Below are 16,919 nucleotides of genomic sequence, written 5' to 3'. Positions count from 1 at the left end.
GCCCCTAAAAAGCGGCTGCTTCTGTTGAGGCAGCCGCTTTTAGTTTTGCCGGTCCAACCGGAGCGGTAGTCTACTTGGGCAGGGGTGCTTCATCCTTGCTCTCGCTAAGCTTCTGCGCTATTTTCTGTGGCACGCCCACGTTATGAAACAGGCCGCTCACAATGCCCTGCCGCCAGAGTGTGAACACCGAGAAGCGAGGCTCCCGAGTCGAGGTCATCTCGCCGGTCACTAACTCGCCGCGCTTGCGGGGATTTTGGTCGCGAACCACTGCCACGTTCACCACCTTCGACTTAACCCGGCTGAAGAGCGACTTCTTGATTTCTTCTTCGCTCTCCTTGTAGCTCAGTAGCGTCATCTGCAGGCCGGAGTACTCGGTCCAGCTAGTGCCCGTCACGCCCTGGCGGTCGGCTTGCAAATCAAAGCGCATGCGCCGTACATCGCCGCTTTTAAACTTGACCAGGCGGGTGGGCACGGTCATGGAATTGAGCATGGCGAAGGGCCCAGGCCCGAAAGCGCCCCACACGCGGTGGCGGCCGCGCGGGTCGAGCAGGTACATGGAAACATTGGCGTCGAGCCGGCAGCGGTTTTGCAGGTACGTGGTGGCCTTGCCGGTGAGGGGCGTGGCGGGCGTTTGGCGCTTGGGGTCGTTGCTTAGGTTGTAAAAGATGCTGTTGAAACGATTGATGCTCAGCGTGCCAACTACTGGCGTGAGAGGGCTGCGGTAGCTGGAATACAGGTTGCCGCCCTTGATTTCGAACTTCCGCACATCCACAACCACTGGCAGTTTGAGCATCTCTTCCGGCGATACCTTGGACATGTTGGGGTTGATGGGGCCGCGGCCATCAGAGGCGATGCGCACGAGTGGGCTGTGGGCGGTGATGCGCGCCATGCGGAAATCGGTGTTGCGAACCAAGGCGGCAAAATCCAACCCATCGAACACGAGCGAGGCCACCTTTATGCTAATGGAGGGCGCCTGGTAGCCTTTGTGCAGGTTCATGCCCACGGCCGAGTACTTCGGTGTGAGAGCCATTTGGTCGAAGCGAAACGTTTTGGCATCGGTATCGAGGCGCATCTTTTGGCTGGTGGCCCGGTAATACGGCGGGTCGAAAGGCGCCGTGACAAGGCCGGAGTTGGCCTGCCAGGAGCGGGCGTAGGCAATGCGGTCCGGCGCGGTAGCAGTCAGGGAGTCGATGCGGATGGACTGGCCGGTGAGGTTGAGGTCAAACACCTCGGGCGAGTGGCGCAGGCCGCCAATCTGCAGGTCGGCCTTGTTCACCTTGAACTGAGTTAAATCGGACCGACGCAGAAACTTAGACAGCAGCTTCCAGACCGGGGGCGGCGCCTGCTTCGGGGGCGTGAAGGTCAGCCTCGGCTCATTCAGTACTAGGGAATTGGCCTTGAAATGCTGTTGGTGCTGCAAGGCGGCGGCATCAAGCCCGGTCAGGGCCAGGCTGGGCAGCGTGAGGTCGACGCGAGCTCCACCGGGCTTGCCCTGGCCAGGGCCGGGGGGGCGAATGCGCAGCGAGCGCAAATCAAGGGTGCCCGCGGCAGACGCCAGGCGCAGGCTAACCATCGAGAGCGCATGAGCTGCCACTGTGCTTCGGGCTTGACCGAGTGCCACGGTCCAGCTTTTCGCGTAGAGCAGACGTTTTAAATCGGGCATGGTGCCAGCGGCATAGTGCATGTCCGTGGCGCCGATTTCGATACGCTGAATTTCGGTGGGCTCCGCAGTTCCCTTCACTTGCAGCATGCCGCCGCTTACCACCAAGTGGGCTAGGTCTAACTCCTTAAAAAAGGGGGTGGGAGCCCCTTTAGTTTTGGCCGGCGCCTGAGCTGCCGTGTAGGCCAGCTGCGGCCGTTGCACGAGCAGCGAGTCGGCCCGGAAGTGCCGCTGGTGTTGCAGCGCGGCCGCCTCGAGCCCGGTAAGGCGCAGGCGCTGAAGGTCCAGGTCAAGCCTGGGATTTTGGAGTTGGCCGGGGCCTTCGGGGCTAATGCGAATGGAATCAAGCTGTAGCTGCTTCTTGGCGGTAGAAAGCAGCAGGCCCGCTACGGCGAAGCGGTGGCCGGCCGCCCGGCCCTCGCTTTGCTGCATGGCTAAGTACCAGTTGGCCGCATAGCCCAGGCGCTGGCTATCGGCAGCCCCAGCCGGGCTGATGAGCAAGTCGTGGGCGCTGAGGAAAGCCCGTTCGACCTGAGCCGTAGTCTGGCTTGCAGGTAGGTAGCGGGCCTGCGTGTGCAACAGGCCGAAGTAACCAATTTCCAGGCCCTTCAGCTGCATGGGTAGCTGCTCGTGGAGGGGCTTGCCGGCGTTTTTGGTGGGCTTTCGGGCCAGGGCCAGCACCTCGATGCGGGCGGAGTCCAGCACCACGCTATCGATGGGAACCACGCTTTTACGCAGCAGGGCCAGCAGGCTCACACCGGTAACATTGAGCTGGGCCACGTCGAGGCGCACGCGGGGCAGGGTGTCGGCCACGGTGGCGGCGGGGCGCAGCCGCACGTTGCGCAGCCGAATGGCGCGCTGCCAGAGGCTGGTGTGCAACTCGCCTACCTGCAGGCGGTACTGGCCGCTGGTTTGGCTAGTTACTTGTTTTTCCAGCTTGCGCTGCAGCCAGGGGTCGAGAAATTGCAGGGCCACGAAAGCCAGCACCAGCACCAGCCCCACAATGCCCAGCAGCCAGCGCCCCCACCGGCGGGGCCGTGGGGTAGCGGCTTTCTTCGGGGCCGAAGGAGCAGCAGAGGAACCAGCAGTGGCAAGAGTTTCGGGCACGATGACAGGAGAAAGGCTAACGTAACGATAAATGGTACGGCCGGGGTTGTACCGGGAGGCCTTAAGGCGATGAGAGAGGAAATTTCCTCGACCAGCGAGTGAATTCAAATACCTTCCCGAATCAAATTGTTTGCCGGGGCTGGCGTTACTTTGGCCCATGCTCACCCCCGCTGCATCCGAGGCTGTCGGCGCCGCTCTGCTGGCTGCCTTCAGGCAAAGCTTCCTGGCCTACAAAGCCCTGGCCGACCGCGCGCTAAATCAGATTTCCGACGCCGAGTGGCTATACCAGCCGGCGCCTGGCAGCAACAGCGCCGCCGTGATAGTCCAGCACATGGTGGGCAACCTGCGCTCGCGTTTCACTGACTTTCTGACCTCCGACGGCGAAAAGCCCAGCCACCGGCGCGATGCCGAGTTTGAGGAGCCTCAGTCTGCCGCGGCCGTGCCTGCGCTGCGCGCTGACTGGGAAGCCGCCTGGGCCATTCTCTTCACTTTGCTCGACAGCCTGCAGCCCAACGACCTGCTGCGCCCAGTAACCATTCGGGGCGAAGCGCACACGGTGCTTGCGGCCGTTCAGCGCCAAGTAGCGCACTATGCCAGCCACGCCGGCCAGCTGGTGCAGCTAGCCAAAATTATTCGGGGCGAAGCCTTCCAATCCCTGAGCATTCCGCGCGGGCAGAGCGAACAGTTCAATCAGCAAATGCACCTTCGCGCCAACCCAGAGCTCTCTTCCCCAGTTTAGTCCGGTATGTTCGCCATCACCTCGCTGCTCAACCCCCGCAATGCCAAGCGCATCAATCGCATTGTAAAAGAGTTGGAAACCCAATTTGGCCTCGACGATGTGCAGGACACGCCCGACCCGCACCTGACCTACTTGCTCACGGGTACGCGCCGCCTCAACGAATTGAAAGCCGTGCTGCGCGAGTTGGCTGCCACCACGCCGCCCTTCTCGGCCTTTACCACCGGGCTGGGGGTTTTTCCGGGCAGAAATCCGGTTATCTACATCCCGGTGCTGCGCTCCAACGACTTGAATCTGCTGCACCAGCGCGTGCTCGACGTCACGTCGCCGTTCTGCCGCGCCGGCACCTACTACAGCCCCGACCGCTGGCTGCCGCACATCTCCCTGGCCCTGCACGACACCACCCCCGACTTGCTGGGCCCCGTGCTGGGCCACCTCAACGAGGAGACCTATAACCTGCGTTTAAATGTGAACAACCTGGCCATCCTGCGAAAAAAGGGTGACTTATTTGTGCGGGAAGAGATGTTTGAGCTAACAGGCAAACACTGAATTCACACAGTGGGTGGAATCTGGGTGCCGTTGTCCAGCGACTGCCAGAGGTACTTGCAGGCCAATGTGCGGTAGGGCCGCCAGCTTTCGGCAATGAGCAGCATGCGCTTTTGCAGGGCCCGGCCGGTTTCTTCCAGGCCGTAGAGCTTGCGCATGGCGTTTTGCACGCCCAGGTCGCCCTCCGAAAACACATCGGGCTGGTCGAGGGCAAACATCTGCAGCATCTGGGCCGTCCAGCGTCCCACGCCCCGAATGGCGGTGAGGTGCAGCGTGAAGGCTTCTTCCGACAGGCCGCTGAGGTGCTCGTAGTCGAGCAGGCCCCGCTCGTTGTATTCGGCAATGGCCTTGAGGTAGCCCACCTTCTGGCGCGAGAGGCCCGCGCTGCGCATCAGGTCTTCGTCCATCTGCAGCACTTCGCGGGGCTCGGGGTAGCCCTCGGGTGGAAACAATGCCTGGAAACGCTTCCAGATGGCAGCGGCAGCTTTGGTCGAAATCTGCTGGCTCACAATGGCGCGCAACAGCGCCAGGTACAGGTCTTCATGAGGCCGCGGGTGAATTTCGCGCCCCCGGGCAATCAGGCTGCCCAAGAGAGGGTCGGCGGCAGACAGGTGCTGAATAGCAGCTTGGTTTATCATCAATGCAAAGGGGTAAGAGGCAAAGGCGGTGCTTTAACTTAAATCCTGACGGTGGGTGCCCACCGAAACAATGTCCAGCAGCTCGGCCGTGGGGGAGAGGCGCACGGCCGTCAAGTGGCGGCGCAAGAACGCCCCCGTATCAATGTAGAGGGTGTTGCTGGCGGGGTCGGTCACCGGCTCGCCCTTGGGGGTAGGGGTGTGGCCCACCACCTGCAGTTTGTTGAGCTTTTTGAGGGGGCCGCGCCGCCAGAGCAGTCCGTCGGGGTGGTCGGGGTCGTTGGCGTGGGGCGAATCGGCCATACCGGCGTGGCTCACCAGCAAGTGGTCATTTTGCCAGTGTAGCGGGCGCTGGGCCAGCCAAGGCAAGTGCAGGACCAGCTTCTTGGGCTGACGCTTGTACTGCTCTAGGGTGCTGCGGCCACCCCAAAGCAGCCATTGGGGGTAAGGTCCCTCGGGGCCGAAATGCTGCAGCATGCCATGTTCGTGGTTGCCCATCAAAAACGTAGTGGAGTTGGGGTGCTCCTCGCTTAGCTGGCGGGCCAGCTCCACGGTCTCCACCACGTACCTGCCACGGTCCACCAGGTCGCCCACTTGTATCAAATGGTCGGTGGCCGGCTGCCAGTGCGTTAGCACTTCGCTGAATGTGTGGAAGCACCCGTGTACATCGCCAACAATGAAAATATTCATGGGTGATAGAACGTGCAAAGCCGGATTTTGGGTCCGGTAGCGACCGATTTGGCCGCCTGTTTACGCACTTTCAAATCAATAGAACGGGCTTGCCCGTAATAAGAAAGCAAATTCAAGAACTAGGCTGAACGGAGCTGGGGAAATCGTAAGCGGTACTTTTGTGACCCAACGACCCGCCTTGGCCGTCGTTTCCTAAGCTGCTCTATGCCCATTCGTCGCGTCCTTCGTCCCATTCGGGAATTATCTGAAAGTGGTAAACTAGCCGGGCTGTTGCTCATTCTGTCCACTATTGTATCGTTAGTGCTCAGCAACAGCGCCGCCAGCGCCAGGTACCTGTCCTTGTGGGAGTTACACGTAGGCTACGGCCCTCTGGACAAATCCGTGTCTCACTGGATAAACGAGGGCCTCATGGCCATTTTCTTCTTCCTGGTGGGCCTGGAAATCAAGCGCGAGGTCGTTGATGGAGAACTGTCAGAGCCGCGCCAGGCCCTGCTGCCTGCTCTGGCCGCTGTGGGCGGCGTCGCCGCGCCGGCTCTTGTGCATTTGGCGTTCACCCACGGCACGCCGGGGGCTACTGGCTGGGCCGTGCCCACGGCTACTGATATTGCTTTTTCGTTGGGCATCCTGGCGCTGCTGGGCAAGCGCGTGCCGGCCAGTCTCCGCATTTTTCTCACAGCTCTGGCCATCATCGACGACTTGCTGGCCGTGCTCATCATCGCCATTTTCTACTCCGGCAACCTGCACCTGGCTTACCTTGTGGGAGGCGCGGCTGTTTTTGCCCTGCTACTGGTACTCAACCGTCTGAAGGTTGACAAGCTTGGCATTTACCTGGCGCTGGGCGCAGTGCTGTGGTTCTGCGTGCTCGAATCGGGCATTCATGCCACGGTGGCCGGCGTGCTGCTGGCCCTCACCATTCCGCAGCACCGCATCGAGGGCATAGAACACGCGCTGCAGCGTCCCGTCAACTACATCCTGCTGCCGATGTTTGCGCTCTGCAACACAGCTATTGTGTTGAGTGGGGGCCTGGGCCCCATTTTTACTTCGCCGCTGGCGCTGGGCATCGGGCTTGGGCTGCTGGTAGGCAAGCCACTGGGCATTGTGGGCGTGGTTGCCCTATTGGTGCGGATGGGCTTGGCTGAACTGCCCTCGCAGGTCAACTGGCGCCAGATGGTAGGCCTGGGCTTGACGGCCGGCATCGGCTTCACCATGGCCATCTTCATCGCCACGTTGGCCTTCCGCGACCCCGCTGCCATCGACGTTTCCAAGCTGGCCGTGCTTCTTGGCTCTGCCGTTGCCGCTACCCTAGGTGCCGCCGTGCTCTGGTTCACCAACAACCCCGAGGAAGTAGAGGCCGCTGTGAAAGCTGACGAAGCCTCGGCTTCGCCGCTTAAAGCATAAAATCGCTGCTTCCCCTAAACACCAAAGCGGCGGCGCTACGTTTTTACACGTAGCGCCGCCGCTTTGGTGTTTAGGAGCAACTGCTGAAAATTAGGCTAGCTGAGCCACTTGCTGCAAGGCTTCCTCCACGCGGGCAATGCCGGCATCATCCACGTCAAGGTGCGTTACAAAGCGTATCCACTGCGGCCCGAAGCTGCTGGCCCGGATGCCCTGCTGCTCTAGGGTTTCCAAGAACTCAGCTGCCGGCTGGCTGTCGTGCAGGCGGAAGATAACGAGGTTGGTTTCGGGGTTCAGCACATCCGTCACGTAGGGCTGCTGGCGCAGCACCTCGGCCAGGCGCGTGGCTCGGCGGTGGTCGTCGGCCAAGCGCTCCACGTTGTTTTCCAGGGCGTAGAGGCCCGCCGCAGCAATGTAGCCGGCCTGGCGCATGCCCCCGCCCATCACCTTGCGAATGCGCTTGGTTTTCTTGATGAAATCGGCCGAGCCCAGCAGCACCGAGCCCACCGGCGCGCCCAGGCCCTTAGAGAGGCACACCGAAATAGTATCAAACAGCTGGCTGTAGTCCTGGCTGCGCTGCCCGGTGGCCACCAAGGCATTGAAAACACGGGCGCCGTCGAGGTGGCGGGCCAGGCCGTGCCGCTTGGCTACGTCGCTGATGGCGGCCATGTCGTCCCAGCTGTAGCAGCTGCCGCCGCCGCGGTTGTGGGTGTTTTCCAGGCACACGAGGCGCGTGGTAGGGTAGTGCAGGTTCTCGGGCCGGATGGCCCCTTCCACCTGCTCGGCCGTGAGGCGGCCACGGTTGCCAGCCAACAGCGCCACCGAGGCACTGGAATGGAAGGCGATGCCCCCCACCTCCCACAGGTAAACGTGGGCCGTTTGCTCGCAGATAACTTCGCTCAGCGGCTCGGTGTGGGCTTTGATGGCAATCTGGTTGGTCATGGTGCCCGAGGGGCAATACAGGCCCGCCTCCAGGCCAAAGCGCGCAGCGGCAGTTTCTTCGAGGCGGCGCACGGTGGGGTCTTCGTCGTACACGTCGTCGCCCACGGGTGCTGCCATCATGGCCGCGAGCATGGCCGGGGAAGGGCGGGTTACAGTATCGGAACGAAGGTCAACCACGGGCAGGGAGGAAGCACTAGCTGACTTATCAACGGAAAAAGCGGAATAGGACATAAAAGCAGGCCGGGCTAATTGAGAGAAGATAATAAGGGCCGGAGCGGGCCCTGAGACGCGCCGCCGGCAGCAGGGGCTGTCGCCCAGACAAAAGTAACGCCCGAAAGCGGCCCGTTCTCACTGGCCCGAATACGCAGTAGTTCAGCAAAATGCCTCATGGGCTTGCACTTTCAAAATGAAAGCCTTACTTTTGCCCTCCGTTTCGTAAGCCCCTAGACTTTAACCACTCCGGCATCATGACCGTTACCCGCCTCAAGCGCAAGCACCGCAAAAATATTGCCCGTGCCAATAACAAGCAGCACATCATCAAGGAACTGCTCCGCACGCCCGTTCTGAAAAACGTTGATTTGGAAGAGCTGAAGTCGCGTTTCACGACGACTGGTGCTACCACCGACGCCGTTGCTGCCGTGAAAAACACTGCCGCTGCTGCCGTTGAAAAAGTAAAAGAAGTAGTGAGCGACGCTGTTGAGTCGGTAAAAGAAGTAGTTTCGGGTTCTAACGACACGACTGCTGCCGACAACGCCGAAGCTTTCGACGACGCCGAAGCCGTAACCAAGCCCGTGAACGAAGACGACCAGGCCGGCGAACACCCAAAGCCCGAAATCGCGCTGTAAATAGCCGCTTGTCGTTGCCCTCAGCGGAAAGCCAACGCAGTTGAGCGTAAGCATTCGGCCCGTTTGCAGCGATTGCCACAAAGCCAGCAAGCCCCGTCCCCTGCAAGTCAGGCGGCGGGGCTTGTTGGCTTGATGCCGCCACGACCTTTACCTGGTGCGACCCTACAGCCTCATCCACTGGCCCGCTTGCCCAGCTCCACGGCCTGTAGGTCGACCACCTTGCCGGCCTCAATGCTAAACCTTAGCAAGGTGCGTACCTGGTGAAAGCCGTGGCGGCCCGCAGCCCCGGGGTTTAGGTGCAGCAACCCCAGCTTTTTATCGGGCATCACCCGCAATATGTGCGAATGGCCGGTGATGAACAGGCCCGGCCGCGCAGCCGCCAGCAAGGACCGGGCCGCCGGCGCATAGTGGCCAGGGTAACCGCCAATATGCGTCATGAGCACGCGTAGTCCCTCAATTTCAAAGTCTTGCACTAATGGCTGCGTGCTGCGCACGTCCGAGCCGTCGATATTGCCGTACACGCCCCGAAAGCGCGGCGATAAGCCCTGCAATTCGTTCACTACGCGGGCGTCGCCAAAGTCTCCGGCGTGCCATATTTCGTCGCAATCGCGCAGATGATGCGCTATTCGTTCGTCGAGGTAGCCGTGGGTGTCGGAAAGCAAGCCTATTCGGGTCATGCCGCAAAGATGAGGCGGACCGGCAAATCGGTACGCTCCCGTATCTTGCAGCCATTGCCCGAGGATATTTTTTTCTTAATTTACTGACCCCGGCGCCACTCGCTGCCCGTCATCATCTTCTTATTTCGCCTATCCCGATGAATATTTTCATCAACGACATTCCGCTGGTCATCAAAAAGCTCAGCGAAAAAGTGTACAAGCACAAGTTCGACCTGATTTTGAACCCCGATGACGAGTTTACCTCAAAAGACTTGGTAGGCGATGTGCTGGTGCGCGACGCGGGGCCGTTGTTCATCGACCGTTTGCTGCGCCTAATGGAAGTAAAGAAGCTTAAAAAGCTGAACTCGCTCACCATGCTGGTGAAAAAGAAGAAGCACGTTATTCTGCACTTCAAAGACCAGTTCAAAATTGCCAAGGCCGGCGGCGGACTGGTGGTGAAAGACGACAAGGTGCTGATGATTTATCGTCTCGGCAAATGGGATTTGCCTAAGGGCAAACTAAAGAGCGATGAGGACACTGCTGCCGGTGCCCTGCGCGAAGTAGAGGAAGAGACCAACATTAAGCTGGAACTAGGCGAAAAATTACCCAGCACGTGGCACAGCTATGCCTACAAAGGCAATAAGATGCTAAAAAAGACCAGCTGGTACTTGATGAAGTGCTTGGACGACAGCCTGATGAAGCCACAAACGGAAGAGTATATTGAGGAGGTTAGGTGGATGTCGCCAGAGGAAGCTCTGGCCAAGCTTGAGGACTCTTATGCCTCCATTGCGTTGGTGGTGCGGCATTACCTCAACAACATGGCCGGCAAACCGGCCAAGGTGACGCCTGCCGCTGGAAAATAGTGTTATATTGCGGTCTATGCGACCGGTTGCTTTGCTGCTTTTTGCTTTGGGAATGGGGGCTTGTTCTGGCTCGCACGAGCCCCCGCACGACCTTGCCACAGGCAGTGCCCCAGCCATGGTTCAGCACAAAACCATACTGGACGTGCCCAGTTTGCTGGCGCTGTCCATCGACGGTCTCAGCCAAAAGATTGGACCGCGCCAGCCGATGCCGACTGGTTTTGTTGACCCAATTCTAGTGCCTTTGGCCAAGCAAAACGAACAATTGGATTCAACCCTCCTGTTTCACCACAAGGGGATGAAGCTGGTTGCTTCTTATGATTTCCACACGCGTCGGGTAAGCAACTTGCTGATTTTGGGGGCCGACGAAGACAAACTCATGGCCGAGGCCAACTTACGACTCAGCTCGGAGCGGTACTTGGTGCTGCCCGTTTTTCGGGTAGGCCAAGTGAGCAAGATATTGGGCGTGCGGGTAATAGCCACTGAGTACAGCCAATAAGCGGCGGCTACTTAGTCAGCGGAGGCAGTGAAAAGGGAACAAAAGCCTCCACGTTGCCGCCGAAGCGGTGAATATCGCGGATAATGGTGCTGCTAATGGCACCCAGCGTGGGCGAAGTGAGCAGGAAAACCGTTTCCAAGGTGGGGTTTACGTGCTGATTGCCATAAGCAATGGGCTTTTCGTACTCAAAGTCGGGGCTGTTGCGCAGGCCACGCAGCAAGTACCTGGCGCCGGTTTCGCGGGCAAACTCCGCCGTGAGGCCCTTGAATGTACGGACTGACACCCGGGGCTCGTCCCGAAACACCTCGGCAATGAGCTCCTGCATTTGTTCTACGGGCAGGTAGCGCTGTTTGCTGCTGTTGGTGCCAATTGCCACAATTACTTCATCGAACAAGCCCACGCCGCGCCGCACAATATCGAGGTGCCCGTTGGTGAAAGGGTCAAAGGACCCGGGGAAAATGGCGATACGGGGCATGGATAGGTAGTTATAAATTATAAGTTATGAATTCGGGTTTAAGGCTACGAGTCGTTCGAAGCAAAGCGGGAAGTCATAACTCATGATTCACAGCTGATAATTAACTAGCAAAAGTGCAGGCTGAATAATTCGAAGTACCGGTATTCAAACACATCGTTGAGGCGGTAGCTGTAGTGCACATTGCCGGGTCGGGGGCCAAACCGAACGTTGCGCACATAGGTGCGCAGCAGGCTGAAAACAGCAGAATCGGGGGTGAGTTCCCCCCAAATGGTCACCTCGTCTTGGTCGGGGTCGAGGTTCAGCTCCTGCATGACCAGGATGGTGTAGTAAACGACGTCCTCGGCGGTGGTGCAGGAAAACACGTTGCAGTATTCGAGGTGCTGGCCCATCACCACCAGCGTCAGTTCTTGCTGGCCGGGGTTGAGGTAGAGGCGGCGGGGGGCAGCGGCACCGCGCTGGTGTACCAGCCCGGCCAGCAGCGCGCTGGTGTGGTGCACCAGCCGGCCGGTGGGGCCGTGCGTGCTGGCCAGCCAATCGACCAGGGCCGTGTCGGCGGCAAACACATTCACTAATTCCAGGCCGGGGTGGGTTGTGTGGCGCACCGTTTCGGCCAGCGTGGGGGTATGATGCAAGCGCAGGGCCATCGCTTCATCGCCGGGACGGAAAAGGGTAGCGGGCAGCAGCGTAAAGGCCCGGCCCGTGACGGCCAGGCGCACGGCATTCCAGCCGCGCAAGCCCAGAAAATCGTGCTGGGCGGCCAGGGCAGGCACGCCGCCTGCGGTCAGGGCGTATTCTTCCAGAGCAACAAATTTCCCCCGCTCCACATCGGCCACGGCCAGGTACAGGCGGGCCGGGCCGGCCAGCAAGTAAAGGTTGTAGGCGGCGGGGTTGGCAAGGTCAAACGTCTCGTCGCGTAAGCGCAGCAGGAACGACGGCGTGGCCGTGGGAACAGAAGACGAAGAAACAGCGGAAGCAGGCACGAATCGAAGCTAAACAGGCCCAGTGGCCGGGGCTAAAGATAATGCTTTGCTTTAGGAAGAAGGGGAGGTGAGAAACTTAGCCCGGGTCGCCCCCCGGCTTCTGGCTGTAATCACTCAGTCCCGCGGCTCCACAAACCGGGTTTGCGGCACAAAAATATCATCGAGGCTAAGCACCATGCGCAGTACCGGATGCACCTGGGCGGGAGACAGTTGCATTAGCTGGCGGGGGGTGAGCCAGGCCAATTCCGTCAGCAGTTGTTGGTCGGATGTGTGTTCGGGGTCGTGGCCCAGCTGGGGCAGGGCATCGTTGGGGGCTACTACTTCAAAAAAGAGCTCCAAGGCCTGCAGCTTATCGTTGCTGAACTCGTGGAGGTGCAAGAAACGGCCTACCCGCACATCCAGGCCCGTTTCTTCCTGAAACTCTCGGACCAACGCCGCCTGAATGCTCTCGCCAAACTGCCAGCCGCCGCCCGGTGGCGACCAAAAGGGGGCTCCCTCTGGCAACAAGCCGCGGTGGGCCGCCAGCAAAATGGCGCCGTCGCGCAGCAACAGTCCCCCAATCCGGACCCGCACCTTGCCGGCGTAGGCCTGGAGCAAGGCATCGGGGGTAATACTTTTCAAATTGGGCATTGAGCGTCGTGGAAAGCCGGACTCCACCAATAGGGGAGCGCGCGGAGATGTACGACTAACGCTGGATTTCTGACATTGTTTTCTTCGCCCCAAAAAAGAAAAGCCCCGGACCTGCGTGGGCTGGGCAAGGTTTATTGCCGGGCTCGGGTGCGGCGGCGCGCCCGCCAGCGCCCCAACTGACTTATGATGAACGCTACGAAGAGCAACGCCACGCCGGCCGCTGCCAAGGGCAGCAGCAGCGTAAAGGCCACACCACCCACGGCTAAAGCATTTTCGGCCGTGGCCAGCACCGGGTTGCCCAAGCCCCCGGTGGCAACGGTGGAGGCACCGCGCAGCAGGGCCGTGGCGGTTTGAACCAAGCCGGCTGTGCCGCCACCTACCAGCACACCCAGCGTCCAACGCAGGGTGGGGTCGAGGTGGGGGAGAGCCGAGGTCATGAGGATGGTGCCCGCAACAAATGATGTCGGCGTGGTGAGCGTATCGAGCAAGTGGTCGGCTGCCGGAATATAGTAGCCGGCTATTTCTACCAGCGTGGCCGCGGCCAGTGTGAGCATGGCAGTCCAGCTGCCCAGCCAAACAAACCCGGCCGCTAGCGTGAGGTAGCCGAAATGGTAGGCCATGCTGGCGGCCAGCAGCGGCACAAATACTCTAAAACCGCTGCACGCGGCCAGTCCCAGGCCCAGGGCGCCTGCCACGAAGTATTGCATTGCTGGCAATTGTTCCATCGGGGGTGGGTCTAAAAAATGGATGAATAAGCAGGACCCGCCGCTGAGGCAGTACCTTTGATAGCCCGAGCCAAGGGCAGCTTTATTGTCTCAAAGGGCTGTTTGTAGGCACTAAAAAGTTCTTGGCAACGGCTCAAAGTATATCCTAGTACATAACTCAGCGCGCATGTGGTTTAAGGCCCGGCTGGCTGGCAAACATAAGTAATTCCCTGTGTCTTCTAACCCGAATTCCGCTCCTACTTCGGCAGCCGAAACCGTACCCAGCGACCTCGAAGCGCGCATCCGCCGCAAGCTCACGCGCCAGCGCTTCATGCACCTCATTGGTGCCGATTTGACGGCGATAACCCCCGGTCGCGTGGAGGCCGAACTAGTCTTGGGCGAGCAGCACCAGCAGCAGCGCGGCTTTGCCCACGGCGGGCTTATCGCCACCATGGCCGATTTGGTGGCCGGGTTCGCCGGGGTCACCCTCATTCCGGATGATTATGGCCTAGTAACCTCCGACTTAAAGATTTCCTACCTGCACCCCGGCGTCGGTCAGAAATTAAAAGCCATCGGTTGGGTGTTGAAAGCCGGGCGGCGGCTGCAGTTCTGTGAGGCGGAGGTGTGGTGCGATGACTTGCTCATTGCCAAAGCCAGTGCTACGATGGTGGCGATTGAGCCCCAGCAATAGCCGAAAAAAAAATGCGTGAACCACTTGCAAAGCGGACGTTTACGCCTCGGCTTATGTTGAGAGAAACTACCTGGAATTCTTCTTTCCAGCAGCTGCAACCCTGTTTCTAACGCTGAGGGAAAAGCAGCTTATTTGATACCTATGTTAAAACTCCGCACTCCCTCCGTTCGGGATTATTTCCCCTACGAGCCCACCGACGACCAGGCCCTGCTTTTCACGCAGCTCGATGCGTTTCTAAAAGATGACCTGCCGGGGCGCAAGGTGTTTGTGCTGCGCGGCTACGCGGGCACCGGCAAAACCACCGTGGTGAGTGCCTTAGTGCAGTGGCTGCACAAGTTGCAGCGCCGCTATACCCTGATGGCCCCCACCGGCCGCGCCGCCAAGGTAATGGCCGGCTACGCGGGCGTGGCAGCCAGCACCATCCACAAAAAAATATACCGCCAAACCTCCGGCTCGCCCAGCGAGCGGCTCAACTTTCAGCGCCAGCCCAACCGCGCCGAGCAAACCCTGTACATCGTGGACGAGGCCTCGATGATTTCGGACGAGAAAGCCTTTGGCGAAAGCGGCCTGCTCGACGATTTGATGGGCTTTGTATTCGAGAAAACGAGCAACAAGCTCCTGCTCATCGGCGATACGGCACAGCTGCCGCCGGTAGGCCAGCTCCTGAGCCCCGCCCTCGACCCCGAGTTGCTGGCCCACCGCTTCCGAGCCCACGTGGGCAGCGTAGAGTTGCGCCAGGTGATGCGCCAGGCTCAGGAATCAGGCATTCTGGTGAACGCCACCGAGCTACGCGAGGAATTACGCGAGGAAGCCCCCAACATTCAGTTGCACACCAAGGGCTTTGGCGACATTTTTAAGATGGGTGGCGACAAGCTGGAAGACGGCCTGCGCTGGGCCTATCGCAACTTTGGCCACGAAAACACCACCATCATCTGCCGCTCCAACCGCAACGCCAACCAGTACAACCAGCTCATTCGGCGGGCGCTGTTCGATGCCGAGGAGGAGATTGAAGGCGGCGACTACCTCATGGTGGTGCGCAACAACTACTTCTGGCTGCCCAAGGAATCGGAAATTGGCTTTTTGGCCAATGGCGACTTCCTGGAAATTACTAAGATAATTCGCCGCGAGGAGGTCTACGGCTTCCATTTTGCCCAGGCTCAAGTGCGGCTTGTCGACTACCCCGATGAGCCTCAAATAGAGGTCAAGCTGCTGCTCGATACCCTGCACACCGAAAGCCCAGCCCTGCCCTCCGACCGCAATAACGCCCTGTATATGGCCGTGAGCGAGGACTATGCCCACCTCAAAACCAAGTCGGAGCGCTACAAGGAGATGCGCAAGGACCCGTATTTAAACGCGCTGCAGGTGAAGTTTGCCTATGCCCTTACCTGCCACAAGGCACAGGGCGGGCAGTGGCAGGCCGTGTTCGTCGACCACGGTTTCATCAAGCCCGACGAGCCCTTGGCAGGCGAGTTTGCGCGCTGGCTCTACACGGCCATTACCCGCGCTTCGGAGCGACTGTTTTTGCTGAATTTTCAAGCCAAGCTGCTCAGCGACCCCGTTGAGCCGGACTAAGACTCGCGACTCTTGTTGCCTATTCGGCATCTGACTGCATAGGCTACACGCAAATTTTCCTATGCCGAAGAATTTAAAAGCTAATGCCTTGGTTAGGGAGGACTTTATGGCCGATTTAAGCACCCAGAGGTAGTTTGGTAGTAAATTTGCCTGGCAGCTTAAATCCAGTAAATTTGTTAAACCCAGCAACTTCAAGCGAAAGCTCTCAATCTCATCAATACCTGCCCCATGAAAAAATCCTTGCTCCTCGCCCTTAGCCTGACTGCCGCAGCTTACACTGCCCAGGCCCAGGCTGTCCAGAATGTCACCAAAGCGGTTGGCCCGGTTGCCGGCCCCGCCATCACGTTCGAAGAGTCGAAGTTCGACTTCGGTTCCGTAGCCCAGGGCGCGGTGGTTGACCATACCTTCAAGTTCAAGAACACCGGTACGGCTCCCCTCGTCATTTCTAACATTGGCGTAAGCTGCGGCTGCACCACCCCGGAGTGGACCAAGTCCCCGGTAATGCCCGGCAAAACCGGTAGCATCACCGCCCACTTCAATACGGCTGGTAAGCTGGGTATGCAGAACAAAGTGCTGACCGTGGAGTCGAACGCGCCAGCTGGCAGCGCTACGGTGTCGTTGGTTGGCGAGGTGAAAGAAGCTTCGGCTACTTCCAGCGCAACCAGCAGCACGCGCGTAGACGCCAACGGCTCGGCCGTGGCCGCAACCGGTGCAACGAAAGGCGAGAGCAAGAAAGTGAAGGAGAAGACCTCCGACGCTAAATTCAAAGCCAAGGTGAAGTAATTCACCTAAGGCTATTATCCTAAAAAGGGCCATCTGCGCAAGCGGATGGCCCTTTTTGTTTGTCAACACAGCTGGCAAAGCCTGCCAGCAACGGAACTGGCTACGACAGCTTGCGCAAGGCCAGCAGCAAGCTCACCCAGCCGGCCATCAGCAGCAGGCCTCCCACGGGCGCTACGGCCCCAAGCTTGGTGATGCCCGTGAAGCACAACGCGTAGAGCGAGCCACTAAAAACGACGATGCCGCCCAGCCACAGCCAGCCCGTGAGACCCAGCGCCCGCAGCTCGGGGCGTACGGCCCACAGCACTCCGATGGCGAGCAACGCCAGCACGTGGTAAAACTGGTAGCGCACGGCGGTTTCGAACGTGTCGAGGCGGCCGGCCTTAACCAGGGATTCGCGCAGCGCATGGGCGCCAAATGCCCCAATGGCCACGCCCAGCCCACCCAGCAGGGCCGTAAGTTGAAGGAGAAGACGAGCAGTCATGAACGAGTTGGGTAAGGAGAACGAATGCGCGA

At 59.7% G+C, this 16,919-nt stretch carries 19 protein-coding genes; 9 read left to right on the top strand and 10 right to left on the bottom strand.

All coding sequences use genetic code 11. The annotated features are described in order from the left end of the window. Positions 1 to 70: 70 nt before the first annotated feature. Complete coding sequence (locus ACP7AJ_RS10610; RefSeq protein ID WP_426060170.1) at positions 71 to 2,767, bottom strand: hypothetical protein; 2,697 nt, start codon at positions 2,765 to 2,767, stop codon at positions 71 to 73. 157 nt (positions 2,768 to 2,924) lie between these two features. Between ACP7AJ_RS10610 and ACP7AJ_RS10605 the strand changes: the two genes are divergently transcribed. Then, on the top strand, positions 2,925 to 3,506 hold the full coding sequence (locus tag ACP7AJ_RS10605) for a DUF1572 family protein (protein ID WP_426060169.1): 582 nt from the start codon (positions 2,925 to 2,927) through the stop codon (positions 3,504 to 3,506). 6 nt (positions 3,507 to 3,512) lie between these two features. Then, on the top strand, positions 3,513 to 4,052 hold the full coding sequence (locus ACP7AJ_RS10600) for a 2'-5' RNA ligase family protein (protein WP_426060168.1): 540 nt from the start codon (positions 3,513 to 3,515) through the stop codon (positions 4,050 to 4,052). A 2-nt stretch (positions 4,053 to 4,054) separates the two neighbouring features. On the opposite strand, the gene ACP7AJ_RS10595 is transcribed toward ACP7AJ_RS10600, so the two are convergent. Both ACP7AJ_RS10595 and ACP7AJ_RS10590 read right to left on the bottom strand, forming a co-directional pair. Then, complete coding sequence (locus ACP7AJ_RS10595) at positions 4,055 to 4,687, bottom strand: DNA-3-methyladenine glycosylase family protein (RefSeq protein WP_426060167.1); 633 nt, start codon at positions 4,685 to 4,687, stop codon at positions 4,055 to 4,057. 33 nt (positions 4,688 to 4,720) lie between these two features. Further along, positions 4,721 to 5,374: a metallophosphoesterase family protein gene (locus tag ACP7AJ_RS10590; protein ID WP_426060166.1), complete on the bottom strand. Its 654-nt coding sequence runs from the start codon at positions 5,372 to 5,374 to the stop codon at positions 4,721 to 4,723. A 204-nt stretch (positions 5,375 to 5,578) separates the two neighbouring features. Here ACP7AJ_RS10590 and nhaA point away from each other — a divergent pair, with 204 nt between their 5' ends. Further along, positions 5,579 to 6,772, top strand: a complete 1,194-nt coding sequence (gene nhaA / locus ACP7AJ_RS10585; RefSeq protein ID WP_426060165.1) for a Na+/H+ antiporter NhaA — start codon at positions 5,579 to 5,581, stop codon at positions 6,770 to 6,772. A 90-nt stretch (positions 6,773 to 6,862) separates the two neighbouring features. On the opposite strand, the gene ltaE is transcribed toward nhaA, so the two are convergent. Beyond that, on the bottom strand, positions 6,863 to 7,942 hold the full coding sequence (gene ltaE / locus ACP7AJ_RS10580; RefSeq protein WP_426060164.1) for a low-specificity L-threonine aldolase: 1,080 nt from the start codon (positions 7,940 to 7,942) through the stop codon (positions 6,863 to 6,865). Between the two features lie 236 nt (positions 7,943 to 8,178). Here ltaE and ACP7AJ_RS10575 point away from each other — a divergent pair, with 236 nt between their 5' ends. Next, a complete protein-coding gene (locus ACP7AJ_RS10575) occupies positions 8,179 to 8,556 on the top strand; it encodes a hypothetical protein (RefSeq protein ID WP_426060163.1) in 378 nt (125 codons plus the stop codon). A gap of 170 nt (positions 8,557 to 8,726) precedes the next feature. Here ACP7AJ_RS10575 and ACP7AJ_RS10570 read toward each other — a convergent pair whose 3' ends face one another. Further along, positions 8,727 to 9,233, bottom strand: coding sequence for a metallophosphoesterase family protein (locus tag ACP7AJ_RS10570; protein WP_426060162.1), 507 nt, complete (start codon positions 9,231 to 9,233; stop codon positions 8,727 to 8,729). A 137-nt stretch (positions 9,234 to 9,370) separates the two neighbouring features. On the opposite strand from ACP7AJ_RS10570, the gene ACP7AJ_RS10565 reads away from it, so the two are divergent. Both ACP7AJ_RS10565 and ACP7AJ_RS10560 read left to right on the top strand, forming a co-directional pair. Further along, positions 9,371 to 10,075 (top strand): NUDIX hydrolase, encoded by a 705-nt coding sequence (locus ACP7AJ_RS10565; RefSeq protein WP_426060161.1) that lies wholly within the window; start codon positions 9,371 to 9,373, stop codon positions 10,073 to 10,075. 52 nt (positions 10,076 to 10,127) lie between these two features. Continuing rightward, complete coding sequence (locus ACP7AJ_RS10560; RefSeq protein WP_426060160.1) at positions 10,128 to 10,571, top strand: hypothetical protein; 444 nt, start codon at positions 10,128 to 10,130, stop codon at positions 10,569 to 10,571. Between the two features lie 7 nt (positions 10,572 to 10,578). On the opposite strand, the gene coaD is transcribed toward ACP7AJ_RS10560, so the two are convergent. From coaD to ACP7AJ_RS10540, 4 genes are all read right to left on the bottom strand, one after another. Continuing rightward, positions 10,579 to 11,046 (bottom strand): pantetheine-phosphate adenylyltransferase, encoded by a 468-nt coding sequence (gene coaD, locus ACP7AJ_RS10555; protein ID WP_426060159.1) that lies wholly within the window; start codon positions 11,044 to 11,046, stop codon positions 10,579 to 10,581. A 104-nt stretch (positions 11,047 to 11,150) separates the two neighbouring features. Beyond that, entirely contained in the window at positions 11,151 to 12,026 is an 876-nt protein-coding gene (locus ACP7AJ_RS10550) for a DUF3822 family protein (RefSeq protein ID WP_426060158.1), read from the bottom strand. Positions 12,027 to 12,140: 114 nt separating this feature from the next. Continuing rightward, on the bottom strand, positions 12,141 to 12,656 hold the full coding sequence (locus ACP7AJ_RS10545; RefSeq protein WP_426060157.1) for an NUDIX domain-containing protein: 516 nt from the start codon (positions 12,654 to 12,656) through the stop codon (positions 12,141 to 12,143). A 131-nt stretch (positions 12,657 to 12,787) separates the two neighbouring features. After that, positions 12,788 to 13,363, bottom strand: a complete 576-nt coding sequence (locus ACP7AJ_RS10540) for a DUF4126 domain-containing protein (protein WP_426060156.1) — start codon at positions 13,361 to 13,363, stop codon at positions 12,788 to 12,790. 229 nt (positions 13,364 to 13,592) lie between these two features. On the opposite strand from ACP7AJ_RS10540, the gene ACP7AJ_RS10535 reads away from it, so the two are divergent. From ACP7AJ_RS10535 to ACP7AJ_RS10525, 3 genes are all read left to right on the top strand, one after another. Beyond that, a complete protein-coding gene (locus tag ACP7AJ_RS10535) occupies positions 13,593 to 14,051 on the top strand; it encodes a PaaI family thioesterase (RefSeq protein WP_426060155.1) in 459 nt (152 codons plus the stop codon). A 141-nt stretch (positions 14,052 to 14,192) separates the two neighbouring features. Continuing rightward, complete coding sequence (locus ACP7AJ_RS10530; protein ID WP_426060154.1) at positions 14,193 to 15,623, top strand: ATP-dependent DNA helicase; 1,431 nt, start codon at positions 14,193 to 14,195, stop codon at positions 15,621 to 15,623. A gap of 228 nt (positions 15,624 to 15,851) precedes the next feature. Then, complete coding sequence (locus ACP7AJ_RS10525) at positions 15,852 to 16,406, top strand: DUF1573 domain-containing protein (RefSeq protein ID WP_426060153.1); 555 nt, start codon at positions 15,852 to 15,854, stop codon at positions 16,404 to 16,406. Positions 16,407 to 16,506: 100 nt separating this feature from the next. On the opposite strand, the gene ACP7AJ_RS10520 is transcribed toward ACP7AJ_RS10525, so the two are convergent. Beyond that, positions 16,507 to 16,887 carry a DUF423 domain-containing protein gene (locus ACP7AJ_RS10520; RefSeq protein WP_426060152.1) on the bottom strand — a complete coding sequence of 127 codons (381 nt, stop codon included), beginning with the start codon at positions 16,885 to 16,887 and terminating at the stop codon, positions 16,507 to 16,509. Positions 16,888 to 16,919: the final 32 nt, after the last annotated feature.

Origin of the sequence: Hymenobacter sp. B1770, from assembly GCF_049896385.1 — a bacterium.
In the GTDB taxonomy this organism is placed as follows: domain Bacteria; phylum Bacteroidota; class Bacteroidia; order Cytophagales; family Hymenobacteraceae; genus Hymenobacter.
Note: the sequence above shows the minus strand (reverse complement) of the source record. Positions and strands in the feature narration are given on the sequence as shown.

Excerpts from the sequence above, each read along its gene's own strand:
- ACP7AJ_RS10600 (WP_426060168.1), top strand. The coding sequence starts at position 3,513 with ATGTTCGCCATCACCTCGCTGCTCAACCCCCGCAATGCCAAGCGCATC.
- nhaA (WP_426060165.1), top strand. The coding sequence starts at position 5,579 with ATGCCCATTCGTCGCGTCCTTCGTCCCATTCGGGAATTATCTGAAAGT.
- ACP7AJ_RS10545 (WP_426060157.1), bottom strand. The coding sequence starts at position 12,656 with ATGCCCAATTTGAAAAGTATTACCCCCGATGCCTTGCTCCAGGCCTAC.
- ACP7AJ_RS10525 (WP_426060153.1), top strand. The coding sequence starts at position 15,852 with ATGAAAAAATCCTTGCTCCTCGCCCTTAGCCTGACTGCCGCAGCTTAC.
- coaD (WP_426060159.1), bottom strand. The coding sequence starts at position 11,046 with ATGCCCCGTATCGCCATTTTCCCCGGGTCCTTTGACCCTTTCACCAAC.
- ACP7AJ_RS10530 (WP_426060154.1), top strand. The coding sequence starts at position 14,193 with ATGTTAAAACTCCGCACTCCCTCCGTTCGGGATTATTTCCCCTACGAG.
- ACP7AJ_RS10565 (WP_426060161.1), top strand. The coding sequence starts at position 9,371 with ATGAATATTTTCATCAACGACATTCCGCTGGTCATCAAAAAGCTCAGC.
- ACP7AJ_RS10595 (WP_426060167.1), bottom strand. The coding sequence starts at position 4,687 with ATGATAAACCAAGCTGCTATTCAGCACCTGTCTGCCGCCGACCCTCTC.
- ACP7AJ_RS10540 (WP_426060156.1), bottom strand. The coding sequence starts at position 13,363 with ATGCAATACTTCGTGGCAGGCGCCCTGGGCCTGGGACTGGCCGCGTGC.
- ACP7AJ_RS10570 (WP_426060162.1), bottom strand. The coding sequence starts at position 9,233 with ATGACCCGAATAGGCTTGCTTTCCGACACCCACGGCTACCTCGACGAA.
- ACP7AJ_RS10590 (WP_426060166.1), bottom strand. The coding sequence starts at position 5,374 with ATGAATATTTTCATTGTTGGCGATGTACACGGGTGCTTCCACACATTC.
- ACP7AJ_RS10560 (WP_426060160.1), top strand. The coding sequence starts at position 10,128 with ATGGGGGCTTGTTCTGGCTCGCACGAGCCCCCGCACGACCTTGCCACA.
- ACP7AJ_RS10605 (WP_426060169.1), top strand. The coding sequence starts at position 2,925 with ATGCTCACCCCCGCTGCATCCGAGGCTGTCGGCGCCGCTCTGCTGGCT.
- ACP7AJ_RS10520 (WP_426060152.1), bottom strand. The coding sequence starts at position 16,887 with ATGACTGCTCGTCTTCTCCTTCAACTTACGGCCCTGCTGGGTGGGCTG.
- ltaE (WP_426060164.1), bottom strand. The coding sequence starts at position 7,942 with ATGTCCTATTCCGCTTTTTCCGTTGATAAGTCAGCTAGTGCTTCCTCC.
- ACP7AJ_RS10575 (WP_426060163.1), top strand. The coding sequence starts at position 8,179 with ATGACCGTTACCCGCCTCAAGCGCAAGCACCGCAAAAATATTGCCCGT.